Source organism: Bacillus sp. NPDC093026 (genome assembly GCF_044754665.1).
GTDB lineage: Bacteria > Bacillota > Bacilli > Bacillales > Bacillaceae > Bacillus > Bacillus maqinnsis.
On sequence record NZ_JBIVPN010000011.1, the window covers coordinates 23,571 to 39,860 of the forward strand.

The window sequence follows — 16,290 nt, forward strand, 5'->3', positions numbered from 1 at the left end:
TGTATGAAAGTAGTGACAAAAAAGAAAGAGGATGGTGCTGAATATGACAACTTTAAAAGCAACTGAAAGAACTGATTTCAAACGTTCCACACTGCAAAAAATCCGTCATTCAGGACATGTTCCTGGTGTCATATACGGAAAAAATACAGATAATTTAGCTGTTTCGTTAGATAGTGTCGAGCTATTAAAGACATTACGTGATGAAGGAAAAAATACAATCATCACATTAGAAGTAAACGGTGAGACAAAATCCGTTATGGTCACAGAATTACAAACAGACCCACTGAAAAATGAACTTGTCCACGCTGATTTCCAAGTGGTTGACTTACAGCGAGAAATTGAAGCAGATGTACCTGTACAGCTAATTGGAGAATCTAAAGGTGTGAAAAATGGCGGTGTGCTTCAACAGCCATTATTTGAGATATCCATCACAGCGAAACCAAACGATATCCCCCAAAATATTGAAGCTGATATTACAAACCTAGATGTGAATGATGTACTGACAGTCGGTGATCTTTCTGTTCAGTCATCTTATAAAATTAATAACGATCCAGAAGAAGTCGTTGCATCCATTCTGCCGCCGCAGCAATCCGAGGTTTCAGAGCCTCATAGTGAAGCGGAACAAAAAGAACCGGAGGCCATTAGAGAAAAAGGTAACGACAGAGAATAACTGGCCATTTAGAGACGTAACCCTCCCGTGGTTGCGTCTTTTGTGCTAGAATGAAGAGTATTCACACGTTTTGAAATGAGGCAATGATATTGGCTCATCTTTTAGGCGTGTGCACGTGTGACAAGGGAGGTTGCTTTCATGATTACATTCATTGGATTGGGTAATCCTGGAAGGGAATACGAAAAAACGAGACATAATGTCGGATTTATGACAATAGATGAATTATCAAAAAAATGGAACATTCCATTAAATCAATCAAAATTTAATGGACAGTATGGAACAGGAATTGTTTCGGGGCAAAAGGTTCTACTTGTTAAGCCTCTTACATATATGAACTTATCAGGAGAATGCGTGCGTCCTCTTTTGGATTACTATGACATTCCTCTTGAGGATGTGAAAGTCATCTATGATGATCTCGATTTACCGACTGGTCGAATTCGTTTACGTACAAAGGGTAGTGCAGGAGGGCATAATGGGATTAAATCTTTGATTCAGCATCTAGGCTCACCTGAATTTGATCGAATCCGAATTGGCATTGGACGTCCGCAAAATGGCATGAAGGTGGTAGATTACGTATTGGGGCGTTTTTCAGAAGAAGAGCAGCCTGTTATCGTATCAGCCATTCAAGCGTCTGTTGAGGCTTGCGAAGTAGCTTTAACGAAGCCGTTTTTAGAAGTCATGAATGATTTTAACAAGAAGGTATAAGAATGATAAGCAAAGCACATACTGTTCATAAAATCTCTACATGGGAGGATGACGTATGGCTTTGCATTATTACTGCCGGCACTGTGGTGTAAAAGTTGGCAGTTTAGATGAATCTGTCGTCCAAAGTAAATCACTTGGATTTCATCACTTAACAAATGAGGAAAGAAACGATATGATTTCTTATAAGGAAAATGGTGATTTACATGTACAGACCATTTGTGAGGATTGCCAAGAGGCGCTCGAAAGAAATCCCGATTATCACCAGTATCATACATTTATTCAATAAAAAAGCTTTGGTGTAGATTTAGACCAAAGCGTTTTTCTGTTTTAACCAAACAGGGAGGAGGAGCCAAATGAAAAATATACAATCTTTTATCAAACAAAGTGATGATTTTCAGTCCATTTTCAATGGGCTAAAGGAAGGGTTAAAAGAACAGTTGCTCGCAGGACTATCAGGCTCCGTCAGATCTTTATATACAGCGGCAATATCAGATGAATCAAACCGTCCAATGTTTATTGTGACACATAATTTGTATCAGGCGCAGAAGGTAACAGATGATCTAGCAAGTGTCGTATCAGATCGCTCAGTCCTTCTTTATCCTGTAAACGAACTCATTGCTTCAGAAATTGCTGTCGCCAGCCCTGAACTAAGAGCGCAGCGGCTTGATGTGCTCAACCGTCTAGTCAATGGAGAAAACCCCATTGTCGTGACCCCGGTAGCAGCAGTTCGCCGAATGCTTCCGCCAGTTGAGCTCTGGAAGGAGAGCCAGATTCACTTGGAGATTGGTGAAGAAATTGATTTGGATGCGTTTTCAAAAAAACTTGTACAAATCGGTTATGACCGGACGCCCATGGTCGCTGCGCCCGGAGATTTTAGTGTGCGTGGAGGCATCATTGATATTTATGCGTTAACGGAGGAGCATCCCATTCGTATTGAGCTGTTTGATACTGAAATTGACTCGATTCGGACTTTCCATTCCGATACACAGCGGTCTCTAGAATCGCTTCAAGAAGTCAAAATTGGTCCAGCGAAAGAGCTGATTGTCAGAGGGCCTGAACGAGTGAGAGCCATTGAACAGCTTGATCAAGGACTTGCGAAAAGTTTGAAAAAATTCAATTCAGACAAACAAAAGGAATTATTGCATCAGAACATTTCTGCTGATCGAGAGAAGCTGTTAGAAGGCATCGTCACACAAGAGATGACAAAGTACCTTTCGTATTTCTATGAGAAACCTGCTAGTTTGCTAGATTATACTGCACAAGACACGATTATCATCCTAGATGAAATCAGTAGAATTCAGGAGATGGAAGAACAGCTTAAACAGGAAGAAGCTGATTGGACAATTAGTTTGCTAGAAGAAGGAAATATTCTTCACGATTTAAAACTCTCATTGCCGTTTCAAGAGCTAATGAATAAGCAATCGAGGTCGATTTTGTATTACTCATTGTTCTTAAGGCATGTCCAGCATACAAATCCGCAAAATATCGTCAATGTATCTAGTAAGCAGATGCAGAATTTCCATGGGCAAATGAATGTTCTTGCCAGTGAAATTGAGCGCTACAAGAAACAAAACTATACCGTTGTCTTTTTAGGTGCTGATGAGGAGAGAGCGCAGAAACTGTCTTCTGTATTACATGACTATGACATTGAAGCAGCGCTTGCGAATCATGATACTGAGCTTGTGAGTGGGCAAGTTTATATTTTACAAGGTGAGCTTCAAACAGGTTTTGAATTGCCATTATCGAAAATTGCCTTGATTACAGAAGGTGAACTGTTTAAGAAACGTGTGAAAAAACAGGCACGTAAGCAAAAACTCACTAATGCTGAGCGAATCAAGAGCTATTCAGAGCTACAGGTCGGCGATTATGTGGTGCATATTAACCACGGGATCGGAAAATATTTAGGAATCGAAACACTTGAAATCGGCGGCATTCATAAAGATTATTTAAACATTCATTACCAAGGAAGCGACAAGCTCTATGTGCCTGTTGAACAAATTGATCAGGTACAAAAATACGTAGGTTCAGAAGGAAAAGAACCGAAGCTGTACAAACTAGGCGGAAGCGACTGGAAACGTGTGAAGAAAAAAGTGGAGTCATCTGTTCAGGATATTGCAGATGATCTCATCAAGCTGTATGCAGAGCGTGAAGCAAGCAAGGGCTATGCATTTTCACCAGACCATGAAATGCAGCGCCAATTTGAATCTACATTCCCGTACCAAGAAACAGAGGATCAAATTCGCTCTATTCAAGAAATCAAGAAAGACATGGAGCGGGAACGTCCGATGGATCGTCTGCTTTGTGGAGACGTAGGGTATGGGAAAACAGAGGTGGCCATTCGGGCTGCCTTCAAAGCCATTGCAGACGGGAAGCAGGTTGCACTACTTGTTCCGACAACTATTTTGGCTCAGCAGCATTACGATACGATCATTGATCGGTTTCAAGACTATCCTATCAAGATTGCTCAGCTTAGCCGTTTTCGTACCCGAAAAGAAACAACTGAAACGTTAAAAGGGTTAAAGAATGGAACGATTGATATGGTTATCGGGACACACCGTCTCCTTTCAAAGGACATTGTGTACAAGGATTTAGGACTGTTGATCATTGATGAGGAACAGCGTTTTGGCGTGACACATAAAGAGAAAATTAAGCAAATGAAAGCCAATATTGATGTGCTGACATTAACTGCAACACCAATTCCGCGTACTCTTCATATGTCGATGCTCGGTGTGCGTGATTTGTCTGTTATTGAAACACCACCTGAAAACCGTTTCCCAGTTCAAACATACGTTGTAGAATACAATGGCGCTCTAGTTAGAGAAGCGATTGAGCGAGAGTTGGCACGAGGCGGCCAAGTGTACTTCCTTTACAATCGTGTCGAGGACATGGAGCGTAAAGCAGAAGAAATCTCAATGCTCGTTCCAGACGCTAAAGTCAGTTACGCACACGGTAAAATGAGTGAGAATGAATTAGAATCGGTCATGCTCAACTTCCTTGAGGGTGAATCTGATGTATTGGTCAGTACAACCATTATTGAAACGGGTGTTGACATTCCGAATGTGAACACGCTCATTGTCCATGATGCCGACAAAATGGGTCTCTCCCAGCTCTACCAGTTAAGAGGAAGAGTTGGACGCTCTAATCGTGTGGCCTATGCGTATTTCACATATAGAAAAGACAAAGTCCTTTCTGAAGTAGCAGAAAAAAGACTACAGGCCATTAAAGAGTTCACAGAGCTTGGATCAGGCTTTAAAATTGCGATGCGTGATTTAACGATTCGAGGAGCAGGTAACTTACTTGGTGCTCAACAGCACGGCTTCATTGACTCTGTTGGATTTGACCTTTATTCTCAAATGCTGAAAGAAGCGATTGAAGAAAGAAGAGGCGACACGACAGCTCAAGAAAAATTCGAGCCAGAAATCGACCTGCAAATTGACGCTTACATCCCAGATTCATATATCTCAGATGGCAAACAAAAGATCGAGATGTATAAACAGTTTAGAGCGATTGGTTCGATTGAAGAACGTAAAGAACTTCAGGCTGAAATGATTGACCGCTTCGGTGAATATCCACAAGAAGTGGCTGACTTATTTACGATAGCCACGATGAAGGTTTATGCTGTTCAGGAACGGGTGGAGCTCATCAAGATGGAGAAGGGCATTGTCAGACTCACTCTTGATGAGAAAGCAAGCAGTGAAATCGACGGTCAAAAATTATTTGAGCTTGGTAGCCAATATGGAAGGGACATTGGATTAGGAATGGAGGGCAGTAAACTGATTATTTCTGTACAAACAAAAGGGAAAAAAACCGAAGAATGGTTAGAGATCGTTCTTGGTATGCTTCGCGGTCTTCAAAGTGTGAAAAAAGAAACCATCCCGTCTTCATAAAATTTTGTTGATCTCTTGTGTATATTACGTTTGATGTGAAGGATACTAAGCACAGAGTCAAGTGGTGAATGTTGCATAAAGTCGACGCTTTTGTTCCATTCACCCAAAAACATCATCAAACGAAAGAGAGGCAGCAGTGAATGAAAGCAACTGGAATTGTACGCCGCATCGACGATCTAGGAAGAGTGGTTATTCCAAAGGAAATTCGCAGAACTTTGCGCATCCGGGAAGGAGATCCGCTTGAAATCTTTGTCGATCGCGACGGAGAAGTCATTTTGAAGAAGTATTCACCGATTAGTGAGTTGGGAGACTTTGCGAAGGAATATGCTGATGCATTATTCGACAGTTTGGGTCATTCCGTGCTCATTTGTGATCGTGATACGTATATTGCTGTATCCGGTAGTTCGAAAAAAGAGTATTTAAACAAATCAGTTAGTGATTTAATTGAACGAACCATGGATCAGCGTAATTCTGTATTAGAGGAAAGCAAGAAAGAAATTCAACTTATTGATGGTATTGATGATGACGTATCAGCTTATACCATTGCACCTATTGTTGCAAACGGAGATCCAATTGGCGCAGTCGTCTTATTTTCTAAAGAGCGTTCAATGGGAGAAGTGGAGCATAAAGCAGCGGAGACGGCAGCTGGCTTCTTAGCCCGTCAAATGGAACATTAGGTCTAATATATCTCTATATCATTTCGCTACACCATGAGAATGCCGATAAAATCCTTTGATTTTGTCGGCGTTTTTTATATGGTCTGAAACAAAACAAGGATTCTCCCGTCTACTCCATAGAAAGAAAAGCTGTCCTGTGATGTATGATATAATGAGTGCGTTTAAAGCAGGTACAGTTTTTTTGATTGAACATAAAGGAGTCATCCATGAAAAATGCTGTGAATCAGCCACATTGGCTTTTTCAAGGTGCGGTGATTTTAACCATCGCAGGCTTGTTATCAAAGATATTAAGTGCCGTCTATCGTGTTCCTTTTCAAAACATAGTGGGGGATACGGGTTTTTATATTTATCAACAGGTGTACCCCTTTCTCGGCACTGCAGTTATGCTTGGAACCACTGGGTTTCCAGTGATGGTGTCCAAGTTGTTGAGTGAGCATGGGGAAGAGAACCGTAGGGTGATTACAAGAGTGTCTTTGCTGTATATCACTATGATGAGTTTGGTCTTATTTCTCTGTCTATATATAGGAGCAGGCTGGATTGCGCAAATGATGGCAGACAGCCAATTAATTTTGCTCATCCAGATGTGTGCGTTTGTTTTTTTATTTTTGCCACTGACTGTCATGCTAAGAGGTGTCTTTCAGAGTGATGGAATGATGCTCCCAACCGCAGTATCACAAATGGTGGAGCAGATCATCAGGGTGGGTGTCTTGCTTGTCTTATCCTTTTATTTAGTGAGGCATGGCTATACGCTCTATGAAACAGGGGCTGGCGCTGTTTTTTCCTCCATTGCAGGAAGTGCGGCTTCTCTCGTGCTATTAGTCATACTTTGGGTGAAATTCAGAAAACAGATGTTTTCTAAAATAACGTTAAAACGGGCAACGCTTCGAAACAAAGATGTTCTGAAGAGTTTATTGCTTTATACATTGACAATCTGTGTGAGCGGGTTGCTCATGATATGGATGCAAATGATCGATGCTTTTCATCTTTATTCCTTGCTACGCAGTGGGGGAATGAGTGAAGCTGATGCGAAGGCGGCGAAGGGTGTCTATGATCGAGGTCAGCCTTTCTTGCAGCTAGGGACGGTGTTTGCGATTAGTATAGGAACCTCTCTCGTTCCATTTTTATCGTCAGCCATGAGAAATGGACACCATGATGCTATCCGGCAAAAGGTCAGAACATCCGTAAAGTCAACCTCGGTTTTAGGAATTGGCTCTTCGGTAGGTCTTATTTGTATCTTATCGTCAGTGAATACCATGCTTTTTCGTAATGATTTAGGTACAGATACGCTTCAAATTTTTTGCATATCAATTGCTTTTACGTCTATTGCCATTACGCAAACAGCCTTGCTTCAAGGACTGGGACATCCCATTTATCCAGCCATTGTCGTCATCATCAGTGTGCTCGTCAAATGGGGTCTGACGTTTGTGTTTGTTCCGTTATATGGCATCCAAGGGGCTGCCTGGTCGACAGTATTCGGCTTTGTCACCGCAGCGGTGCTAAACGCTGTTTACTTAAAGCGAAAAGGATGGATTTCAATGAGAGAACTGTTCCCAGTGAAAATTCTTTTGTCAGCCGCATTGATGGCCATCGTTTTATTAGGATATCAGGCGCTGTTTTCTTGGGCCATTCCCTTTGAAAAACGTCCATTTTCTGTTTTAGAGAGCTTGACTGCAGTTTTTATTGGTGGTATCGCCTTTTTATATAGTATTCTTAAACTAGATGTATTTACGGACGAGGAATGGAGACTCATTCCATTAAGTGAAAAAATTTTATATTTTAAACAGATGAGAGGGAAATGAAATGGCAGGTAAGATTACTGTCGTCGGTCTTGGGGCGGGCGACATGGATCAGCTAACGATTGGTGTATATAAGCAACTGAAACAGGCAAAAGAAGTTTTTATGAGAACGCAAGATCATCCGCTCACAGTAGAATTAATGCAGAAGATCCCGTCTCTTACCTTTTTTGATGAGGTTTATGAGAAGCATGATCAATTTGATTCGGTCTATCAAGAGATTACGGAGACATTATTCTCTGAGGCTAGGGACAAGGACATTGTCTATGCAGTACCAGGACATCCATTTGTTGCAGAAAAGACGGTGCAGATGCTCTTGGCTCAGCAAAAGGAGCGGGGCATTCAGGTGCATGTTGCCGGTGGACAAAGCTTTCTGGATGCGACCTTTAATGCTTTGCAGATTGATCCGATTGAAGGACTGCAATTCGTTGATGCAGGGAATCTACAAGCAGACGATTTGAAACTGACGCAGCATGTGCTGATCTGTCAGGTGTATGATCAGATGACAGCTTCGAATGTAAAACTCACACTAATGGAAAAATTACCAGATGACTATGAAGTCTTCATCGTCACCGCTGCTGGCAGCAGTCAGGAACAGATGAAAGCTGTGCCTTTATTTGAACTTGATCGAGATTTGATGATAAATAACTTAACAAGTGTATATGTTCCTCCGATTCAAGATGAAGAACTTCTCTATCAACAATTCGATACCTTTCGTAAGGTCATTCGTACATTAAGAGGTCCTGGCGGTTGTCCGTGGGATCAAAAACAAACAAATGAATCGTTAAAACCATATTTAATAGAAGAATGCTATGAACTGCTTGAAGCCATTGATGAAGAGGACCCAGATCATATCGTCGAAGAACTCGGAGATGTGCTCCTGCAAGTCTTACTTCACGCGCAAATTGGTGAGGATGATGGCTACTTCTCGATTGATGATGTCATCCAGCATGTCACAGAAAAAATGATTCGACGACACCCTCACGTATTCGGTGATACGAATGTCACTCAAGCATCAGATGTGGTCGCCAATTGGGAGGACATCAAGGAGAAGGAGAAACCAGAGCGACCAGCATCTATTTTACAGTCGATTCCAGCGACACTTCCAGCTTTAACCAAAGCATATAAACTCCAAAAGAAAGCAGCTAAGGTTGGCTTCGATTGGACAGAAGTAGAAGATATTTGGAAGAAGTACGAAGAAGAAAAGCAAGAATTCCTAGTTGAGGTGGCAAAGAATGTTAACGAAGACACAACGAAGCAAATGAAAGATGAATTTGGAGATCTTTTGTTTGTCCTAGTCAACATTGGTCGATTTTATCAGCTAGAGCCTGAAACGGCACTCTCTTCAGCAAATACAAAGTTTATTAGAAGGTTTCAGCATATAGAACGAAAGGCAAAGGACATGGGCCGTTCCTTGGAAGACATGACATTAGAGGAAATGGACGATCTATGGAATGATGCCAAACGAATAGAAAGAGGTAATCACGCATGAGACTAGATAAATATTTAAAGGTTTCTCGTTTAATTAAAAGAAGAACACTGGCGAAAGAGGTAGCCGATCAAGGTAGAATTTCTATTAATGGAACGCAGGCGAAAGCCAGCTCTGACGTGAAAGAAGGAGACGAGCTTCAAATCCGCTTCGGTCAAAAGCTTGTGACTGTCAAAGTCAACGAGTTAAAGGACACGACGAAAAAAGAAGAAGCTGCAGGCATGTATACAGTGCTCAAAGAAGAAAAGACAGCAGAATAGGGCTTGTTCTAAATGACCTTCCTATCACATACAATGCAGTAATAATGCAAGTATGAGATATGGGGGATGTATAAATGAATCAATATTATAATCAACCTCAAGGCACGAAGATGTCATCAGAAGCGGAGCACAATGTCACGATGCGAAACAGAAAGCATTTAGATATTACCGGTGTTAAACAGGTGGAAAGCTTTGATAGTGAAGAATTTCTGCTAGAAACGGTCATGGGTATTCTAGCCATCCGCGGCGAAAATCTGCAAATGAAAAATTTAGATGTAGAAAAAGGCGTTGTGTCCATCAAAGGGCGTGTTTTTGACTTAATCTATGTCGATGAGCAGCACGGGGAGAAAGCTAAAGGATTTTTTAGCAAGCTGTTTAAATGACACTGACAGTCCAGTTTTATACGATGCTTTCGATGGCAGCAATGGGCATCTGGCTGGGCGCATCGCTCGATACGTACAAGCATTTTGTGAATCGAGAGAAAACAGCGAAATGGCTCCTCATCATCCATGATCTCCTTTTTTGGATGGTGCAAGGTCTCTTATTCTTTTATGTGCTTTTGCTGACAAATGAAGGAGAATTCAGACTGTATATTTTCCTAGCCGTTACCTTAGGCTTTTCTATGTATCAATCATTGATGAAACAGTTATATATCAAGCTTCTTAGGTTCACCATGACATGCATTTACAACTCTGTTCTGGTACTCAAAAGAATCGTAATGTCGATTGTTTTCCAGCCGATACGCTTGGCAGTCACATTGCTCCTTCGTGCTATTCTTTTCTTGCTCAACTCGCTCTTGCGTCTTGTTCGCTTCACGTTTCGGCTTGTGTGGAAGGTGATATCAATTGTTTGTTATCCGCTCATCTGGTTACTCAATGTCACGATTGTCCATCGAATTCCCGAAAAATGGCGAACATCAGTTAGATTGTTTTTTTCAAAAGGAGCAGGAATTTTACAAGGGACCAAGAAATTATCCCGTACCATCAAAACGAAATGGAAGCAATTCTGGACAAAGTAAGAGAGGAGGCCTTCAATCTTGAACGAGAGAAAAAGAAATATCGCACAAATACAAAACGATTACCAAAAACAAATGGAACAGCAAGCGAAGCGCTTAAAACGCAAACGCCGAGGACTCCTTAGAAGGCTTACCGTATTTGGAGTAGTGGTGCTCATGTTTGCTGTCTTAGTGACAAGTGCTCTCTGGTCGCAATCATCAGCATTAAAGGAAAAAGAAGAAAAGAAGGTTGCGTTAGAAAAAGAATTGAAGCAATTACAAACAAAGCAGGAAGATATTTCTGATGAGATTAAGAAGCTGAAAAGCAAGGAATACGTGCTCGAACTAGCACGACGGGACTATTATATGTCCAAAAAAGGCGAAAAAATCTTTGATGTGGGCAATTAGAGTGATTAGCCTTGTTGACACTTAAAATTCAGTTTATGTATAATTGAACAAATGAGATTTTTTTATAAGTCTAAGGAGGAGCACTTTTTTTATGTCGATTGAAGTTGGCAGCAAGTTACAAGGGAAAGTTACAGGCATTACAAATTTTGGAGCTTTTGTGGAGTTGCCAGGCGGTTCAACTGGTCTCGTTCATATCAGTGAAGTAGCCGATAACTATGTAAAAGATATCAATGAGCATTTAAAAGTCGGTGAACAAGTTGAAGTGAAAGTGATTAACGTTGAAAAAGACGGCAAAATCGGCTTGTCCATTAAAAAAGCAAAAGATCGTCCTCAACAACAAGCAAGACCAAGCAGAAATGATTTCCGTCCGAAAGAATCGTTTGAACAAAAAATGAACAAATTCTTAAAAGATAGTGAAGATCGCTTAACATCTTTAAAACGTAATACGGAATCAAAACGTGGGGGGCGCGGAGCAAGAAGAGGTTAACTTGTTGCTGCTTTCTATATATCATTCATATCAAAGCATCTGCAATTCAGCAGATGCTTTTTTTATAAACATGACGTTTTTGGGTAATTGATCATTTAATTTAAAACTTTCTATTGACGGACAAGCGAATCCTTTGTATTATAGTTCTTGTGCTTCTTAGCGCATTTAGATTATGGCGGTGTAGCTCAGCTGGCTAGAGCGTACGGTTCATACCCGTGAGGTCGGGGGTTCGATTCCCTCCGCCGCTATCCTTTTAACAGAACATTAAGGCAAGGCCCGTTGGTCAAGCGGTTAAGACACCGCCCTTTCACGGCGGTAACACGGGTTCGAATCCCGTACGGGTCATCTTTTTAAACAGCTTTCATTTGGAAAGCTGTTTTTTTGTGCTTTTCGTAAAATTCTGATGAATGATATCGACTTACATGAAAGTATGCATCTATAACGAATAAAGCGTCGAACGTTTTATGGAAACGACAACTTCTTTTGACAAAATTTCTTTTTCACCTTCGATATAATGACAAACAACGAATATCAGGTGGGGGATGAGAAGATGGAAAAACTAGAAAGAAGAACTGATTTAACAGGAGCGGGTTTTGAAAGAATCAGTGCAGGTTTGAAAAAGATGAAAAATCTGTTTCTTCATCACACGCATTCTCTTTTTTTCTATAAAGGGTTTATTTATGTTGTTCTCGGTTTTTTATTAGGACGAGCCTTTATTTTATCTGAAATTATGCCGTTTGCCTTACCTTTCTTTGGGTCCATGTTGCTTATTAAAAAGGACAAGGCCATGCTCGCTTGTCTAGCTTTGCTCGCTGGTGCTATGACCATATCACCTCAAAATGCATTATTTATTTTTGCTTCATTAATGGTGTTCCTCATGATGTCAAAAATTGTTTCTTTCATCATCAAAGATCCAGTGAATACACTGCCAGTTGTTATTATCCTCTCGATGTTGATTACACGAGGAGCCTTTGTTTATGCTCAGCAGGGAGCCGTACAAAGCTACGATTACATGATGGCGGGCGTCGAAGCGGGACTTGCCTTCATTTTGACTTTAATTTTTCTTCAAAGCTTGCCGATTTTTACAGTAAGGAAAATGAAACACGCCTTAAAGGTCGAAGAAATCATCTGTTTTATGATTTTAATTGCGTCTGTTTTAACAGGTTTAGCTGGAATCACCTTTCAAGGAATGCAGGCTGAGCATATTCTATCGCGTTATGTAGTCCTCACATTTGCCTTTATTGGAGGGGCAAGTATCGGTTGTACGGTGGGTGTCGTGACAGGATTAATTCTTGGTCTGGCGAACATTGGGAATCTCTATCAAATGAGTCTTCTTGCTTTCTCAGGATTATTGGGCGGTTTACTAAAAGAGGGGAAGAAAGTAGGGGCTGCCATTGGTTTAATCGTCGGTTCCTTGCTCATCTCACTATATGGGGAGGGGTCAGCAGGTTTAATGACTACTTTATATGAATCAGTTATGGCAGTCTTGCTGTTTTTACTCACGCCTCAATCGGTCACCTCTAAGGTGGCAAAGTATATCCCTGGTACGGTAGAGCATGTACAGGAGCAGCAGCAATATGCTCGAAAAGTAAGAGATGTGACAGCTAAAAAAGTAGACCAATTCTCCAATGTATTTCATGCGCTGTCTGAGAGTTTTGCAACATTTTATGAATCCATTCCTGAAGAAAAGAAGCAGGAAGAGGATGTGGATCTTTTTTTAAGTACGATCACAGAACGGTCCTGTCAAACGTGCTATAAGAAAAATAAATGCTGGGTGCAGAACTTTGATACAACCTATGAACTCATGAAGCAAGTTATGCATGAATCAGATGAAAAAACATATGAACATAACCGGAAATTAAAAAAGAAATTCAGCCAGCACTGCTCAAAAGCAAAACAAGTAGAGGAATTAATTGAGGAAGAAATCGCTTACTACAAAGCAAATCAGACCCTTAAGAAAAAAGTCCAAGATAGCAGACGACTTGTTGCAGAACAGCTTATGGGTGTATCACAAGTGATGGAGGATTTTTCCCGGGAAATAAAACGGGAAAGGGAACAGCACTTTATTCAAGAAGAGCAGATGATTGAAGCGCTTCAGCACTTTGGTATTGAAATTCAGCAAGTTGAAATCTATAGCTTGGAGCAGGGGAATGTCGATATTGAAATGAGAATCCCTTATTGCAACGGTCATGGTGAATGTGAAAAAATCATCGCTCCAATGCTCTCGGATATTTTAGAGGAGCAGATTTTAGTCAAGGCAGAACAGTGCGCTGAGCATCCTACAGGCTATTGTCATGTTGTATTTGGTTCTGCAAAATCTTATCGAGTAACTACAGGTGTAGCGCATGCAGCAAAAGGCGGGGGGCTTGTTTCAGGAGACAGCTACAGCATGATGGAACTAGGTGCAGGAAAATACGCTGCAGCAATTAGTGATGGCATGGGAAATGGCGCAAGGGCCCATTTTGAAAGCAACGAAACGATTAAGCTTTTAGAAAAAATATTAGCGTCAGGTATCGACGAAAAAGTGGCGATCAAGACCATCAATAGTATTTTATCTTTACGGACAACAGATGAAGTCTATTCAACATTAGATTTATCGATTATTGACTTACAAGATGCTAGCTGTAAGTTCCTGAAAATTGGTTCAACCCCGAGCTTCATTAAACGGGGAGATCAGGTGATGAAAGTCCAAGCAAGTAATTTACCTATTGGAATTATTGATGAATTTGAATTAGAGGTTGTGAGTGAACAGATGAAGGCGGGAGACCTCCTGATTATGATGAGCGATGGCATTTTTGAAGGACCGAAGCATATTGAAAATCATGATCTGTGGGTAAAACGAAAAATGAAAAGCTTTGAAACGGAGGACCCGCAAGAGATTGCTGATTTATTAATGGAAGAGGTGATTCGGACAAGAGCAGGTCAAATCGAGGACGATATGACGGTTGTTGTCATTAGATTAGATCACAACACGCCAAAATGGGCGTCTATTCCGACAGGTACTTTCTATCACGAGAAACAAGAGATTTCTTAAAATATCGTATAATATGAATTTCTTCTGGCGATGATGGGGATATAAGCATTCAGTTACAATCCCAGGAGGAATGAAGATGCGAAAAGGTCATGTAAACCAAATCTTATTGATTACAGATGGCTGCTCCAATCATGGGGAAGATCCACTTGCGATCGCCTCATTGGCAAAGGAACAAGGAATTACAGTCAATGTTATTGGCATTATGGAAGAAAATAGACACGATCATGAAGCGATGAAAGAAGTGGAAGGCATTGCATTAGCAGGCGGAGGAATTCATCAGGTCGTCTACGTCCAACAATTATCTCAGACAGTACAAATGGTCACAAAAAAGGCCATGACACAAACACTGCAAGGTGTTGTGAATAAAGAATTGCAGCAAATTTTAGGCAAAGATGCTGAGATTGAAGAGCTCCCGCCTGATAAACGTGGTGAAGTGATGGAAGTTGTCGATGAGTTAGGAGAGACTGTTCACCTTCAAGTTCTTGTACTTGTGGATACAAGTGCAAGTATGAAACCGAAGCTGCCAACAGTCAAAGAGGCACTCATTGACCTTTCCATTAGTTTAAATTCAAGAATTGGTGAAAATCAGTTTGGGATGTGTGTATTTCCCGGGAAAAACTCAGATGCAGAAATCGTGTTGAATTGGACACCTCGATTCGATTCGCTATCATCTATTTTCCCGAAGCTGACCACTGGAGGGATCACCCCGACTGGACCAGCTCTCCGAGAAGCACTCCAACATTTTAAATCAGTTCGTTCACGTAAAGGATTGCTTGAAGCAAAGGAAGAGCATGATGATGAATTCGGCTTCTAACATCCCGTTAGGCACGGTGATAAAAGGGAAATGGCACAATCATCATTACCGTATTGCAAAAGAGCTGGGAAAAGGGGCGAACGGTGTAGTCTATCTTGCCGATGCGCCAAATGGGCAAGTTGCCATAAAAGTGAGTGATGACAGCATGCTTATTGCATCTGAAGTCAATGTATTAAAATCCTTTTCAAAGGCTCCTGTGAAAACAATGGGGCCTTCTTTTTATGATATGGACGACGCCATCTACCCCGGAATGTCTCAAAAGTGTTCATTTTACGTCATGGAATATGTCAGGGGGCCATTGCTGCTGGACTTTGTGAAACAAAAAGGCGATGAGTGGATTGTTGTATTAATGGTTCAACTATTGTCTAATCTTGCTCATTTACATAAAGAAGGCTGGATTTTTGGCGACTTAAAGCCAGATAATTTGATCGTATCAGGTCCTCCTGCGACAATTCGGTGTGTTGATGTCGGCGGGACAACAAAGGCGGGAAGAGCAATCAAGGAGTATACAGAGTTTTTCGATCGCGGCTATTGGGGATTCGGTACAAGAAAAGCGGAACCGACTTATGATCTATTTGCCTTGTGTATGGTGATGGTGAACTGTGCCTATAAAAAGGAGTTTAAAAAAGGACCGGAACCTAAAAAACAGCTTTATCGAGCCATTGAAGGGCATCCTTTATTAAAACGATATGAAGGGGTATTAAAGACCGCACTTCAAGGGAAATATCAAACAGCAACAGACATGAAAAGCGCCATGCTGAGAGAAGATCAAATACTCGCTACAAGAAAAAATCATCAAAAGAAGCCAACACCAAAAAGGAGACATTCACCTGCTGTAACTCAAAAGCACAATGCGACTTCACGATCACGAGTGGTTGCGGCCAAAAGGTCGACTGTTCATAAAAAATCAGGAGGGCTTTTTGAAACCATTCTCATCGTGTGCAGCGTTCTCGCTCTTTACTGTGCATATGTCGTTCTATTCCTATTATAAGGTGTAAAAAAACATGCTTCTTCTTTGCTTGGAGCAACTTAAAGTGATAGGATATGTATATCTTTTAAATTACCTGCTCTT

Annotated in this window: 15 protein-coding genes and 2 tRNA genes; all 17 read left to right on the top strand. The window is 41.1% G+C overall.

The window, feature by feature from the left end:
* Positions 1–43: 43 nt before the first annotated feature.
* Positions 44–670 (top strand): 50S ribosomal protein L25/general stress protein Ctc, encoded by a 627-nt coding sequence (locus ACIQCE_RS15995; protein ID WP_400495984.1) that lies wholly within the window; start codon positions 44–46, stop codon positions 668–670.
* A 138-nt stretch (positions 671–808) separates the two neighbouring features.
* A complete protein-coding gene (pth, locus tag ACIQCE_RS16000) occupies positions 809–1,375 on the top strand; it encodes an aminoacyl-tRNA hydrolase (protein WP_400495986.1) in 567 nt (188 codons plus the stop codon).
* A 55-nt stretch (positions 1,376–1,430) separates the two neighbouring features.
* Positions 1,431–1,661, top strand: coding sequence for an anti-sigma-F factor Fin (gene fin / locus ACIQCE_RS16005; RefSeq protein WP_353854055.1), 231 nt, complete (start codon positions 1,431–1,433; stop codon positions 1,659–1,661).
* A 67-nt stretch (positions 1,662–1,728) separates the two neighbouring features.
* Complete coding sequence (gene mfd / locus ACIQCE_RS16010) at positions 1,729–5,262, top strand: transcription-repair coupling factor (RefSeq protein WP_400495989.1); 3,534 nt, start codon at positions 1,729–1,731, stop codon at positions 5,260–5,262.
* Between the two features lie 140 nt (positions 5,263–5,402).
* On the top strand, positions 5,403–5,939 hold the full coding sequence (gene spoVT, locus ACIQCE_RS16015) for a stage V sporulation protein T (protein WP_353854053.1): 537 nt from the start codon (positions 5,403–5,405) through the stop codon (positions 5,937–5,939).
* Positions 5,940–6,145: 206 nt separating this feature from the next.
* On the top strand, positions 6,146–7,738 hold the full coding sequence (locus tag ACIQCE_RS16020; RefSeq protein WP_400495992.1) for a putative polysaccharide biosynthesis protein: 1,593 nt from the start codon (positions 6,146–6,148) through the stop codon (positions 7,736–7,738).
* A 1-nt stretch (position 7,739) separates the two neighbouring features.
* On the top strand, positions 7,740–9,224 hold the full coding sequence (gene yabN / locus ACIQCE_RS16025; protein WP_400495994.1) for a bifunctional methyltransferase/pyrophosphohydrolase YabN: 1,485 nt from the start codon (positions 7,740–7,742) through the stop codon (positions 9,222–9,224).
* Positions 9,221–9,481 carry an RNA-binding S4 domain-containing protein gene (locus ACIQCE_RS16030; protein WP_400495995.1) on the top strand — a complete coding sequence of 87 codons (261 nt, stop codon included), beginning with the start codon at positions 9,221–9,223 and terminating at the stop codon, positions 9,479–9,481. The genes yabN and ACIQCE_RS16030 overlap by 4 nt, the downstream gene beginning before the upstream one ends.
* Before the next feature lie 74 nt (positions 9,482–9,555).
* The gene (gene yabP / locus ACIQCE_RS16035) at positions 9,556–9,864 is read left to right on the top strand and encodes a sporulation protein YabP (RefSeq protein WP_353854050.1); all 309 of its coding nucleotides are present in this window, start codon (positions 9,556–9,558) and stop codon (positions 9,862–9,864) included.
* Positions 9,861–10,499 (top strand): spore cortex biosynthesis protein YabQ, encoded by a 639-nt coding sequence (gene yabQ / locus ACIQCE_RS16040; RefSeq protein WP_400495997.1) that lies wholly within the window; start codon positions 9,861–9,863, stop codon positions 10,497–10,499. Before yabP ends, yabQ begins: the two co-directional genes overlap by 4 nt.
* A gap of 18 nt (positions 10,500–10,517) precedes the next feature.
* Positions 10,518–10,883, top strand: a complete 366-nt coding sequence (locus ACIQCE_RS16045) for an FtsB family cell division protein (RefSeq protein WP_353854048.1) — start codon at positions 10,518–10,520, stop codon at positions 10,881–10,883.
* A 91-nt stretch (positions 10,884–10,974) separates the two neighbouring features.
* The gene (locus tag ACIQCE_RS16050) at positions 10,975–11,370 is read left to right on the top strand and encodes a S1 domain-containing RNA-binding protein (protein ID WP_060697873.1); all 396 of its coding nucleotides are present in this window, start codon (positions 10,975–10,977) and stop codon (positions 11,368–11,370) included.
* Positions 11,371–11,544: 174 nt separating this feature from the next.
* Positions 11,545–11,618, top strand: a tRNA-Met gene (locus ACIQCE_RS16055).
* A 25-nt stretch (positions 11,619–11,643) separates the two neighbouring features.
* Positions 11,644–11,715 (top strand) — tRNA-Glu (locus ACIQCE_RS16060).
* A 205-nt stretch (positions 11,716–11,920) separates the two neighbouring features.
* On the top strand, positions 11,921–14,404 hold the full coding sequence (gene spoIIE, locus ACIQCE_RS16065) for a stage II sporulation protein E (protein WP_400496001.1): 2,484 nt from the start codon (positions 11,921–11,923) through the stop codon (positions 14,402–14,404).
* Positions 14,405–14,480: 76 nt separating this feature from the next.
* A complete protein-coding gene (locus tag ACIQCE_RS16070) occupies positions 14,481–15,218 on the top strand; it encodes a vWA domain-containing protein (protein ID WP_034284249.1) in 738 nt (245 codons plus the stop codon).
* A complete protein-coding gene (locus ACIQCE_RS16075) occupies positions 15,202–16,209 on the top strand; it encodes a protein kinase domain-containing protein (protein ID WP_400496003.1) in 1,008 nt (335 codons plus the stop codon). The genes ACIQCE_RS16070 and ACIQCE_RS16075 overlap by 17 nt, the downstream gene beginning before the upstream one ends.
* The last annotated feature ends 81 nt before the right edge of the window (positions 16,210–16,290 follow it).

Bases quoted from the DNA above. Each gene is read 5' to 3' on its own strand.
- spoVT (WP_353854053.1), top strand. From the start codon at position 5,403: ATGAAAGCAACTGGAATTGTACGCCGCATCGACGATCTAGGAAGAGTG.
- mfd (WP_400495989.1), top strand. From the start codon at position 1,729: ATGAAAAATATACAATCTTTTATCAAACAAAGTGATGATTTTCAGTCC.
- ACIQCE_RS16075 (WP_400496003.1), top strand. From the start codon at position 15,202: ATGAATTCGGCTTCTAACATCCCGTTAGGCACGGTGATAAAAGGGAAA.
- pth (WP_400495986.1), top strand. From the start codon at position 809: ATGATTACATTCATTGGATTGGGTAATCCTGGAAGGGAATACGAAAAA.
- yabQ (WP_400495997.1), top strand. From the start codon at position 9,861: ATGACACTGACAGTCCAGTTTTATACGATGCTTTCGATGGCAGCAATG.
- ACIQCE_RS16030 (WP_400495995.1), top strand. From the start codon at position 9,221: ATGAGACTAGATAAATATTTAAAGGTTTCTCGTTTAATTAAAAGAAGA.
- ACIQCE_RS16020 (WP_400495992.1), top strand. From the start codon at position 6,146: ATGAAAAATGCTGTGAATCAGCCACATTGGCTTTTTCAAGGTGCGGTG.
- fin (WP_353854055.1), top strand. From the start codon at position 1,431: ATGGCTTTGCATTATTACTGCCGGCACTGTGGTGTAAAAGTTGGCAGT.
- ACIQCE_RS16050 (WP_060697873.1), top strand. From the start codon at position 10,975: ATGTCGATTGAAGTTGGCAGCAAGTTACAAGGGAAAGTTACAGGCATT.
- ACIQCE_RS15995 (WP_400495984.1), top strand. From the start codon at position 44: ATGACAACTTTAAAAGCAACTGAAAGAACTGATTTCAAACGTTCCACA.
- spoIIE (WP_400496001.1), top strand. From the start codon at position 11,921: ATGGAAAAACTAGAAAGAAGAACTGATTTAACAGGAGCGGGTTTTGAA.
- yabP (WP_353854050.1), top strand. From the start codon at position 9,556: ATGAATCAATATTATAATCAACCTCAAGGCACGAAGATGTCATCAGAA.
- ACIQCE_RS16070 (WP_034284249.1), top strand. From the start codon at position 14,481: ATGCGAAAAGGTCATGTAAACCAAATCTTATTGATTACAGATGGCTGC.
- yabN (WP_400495994.1), top strand. From the start codon at position 7,740: ATGGCAGGTAAGATTACTGTCGTCGGTCTTGGGGCGGGCGACATGGAT.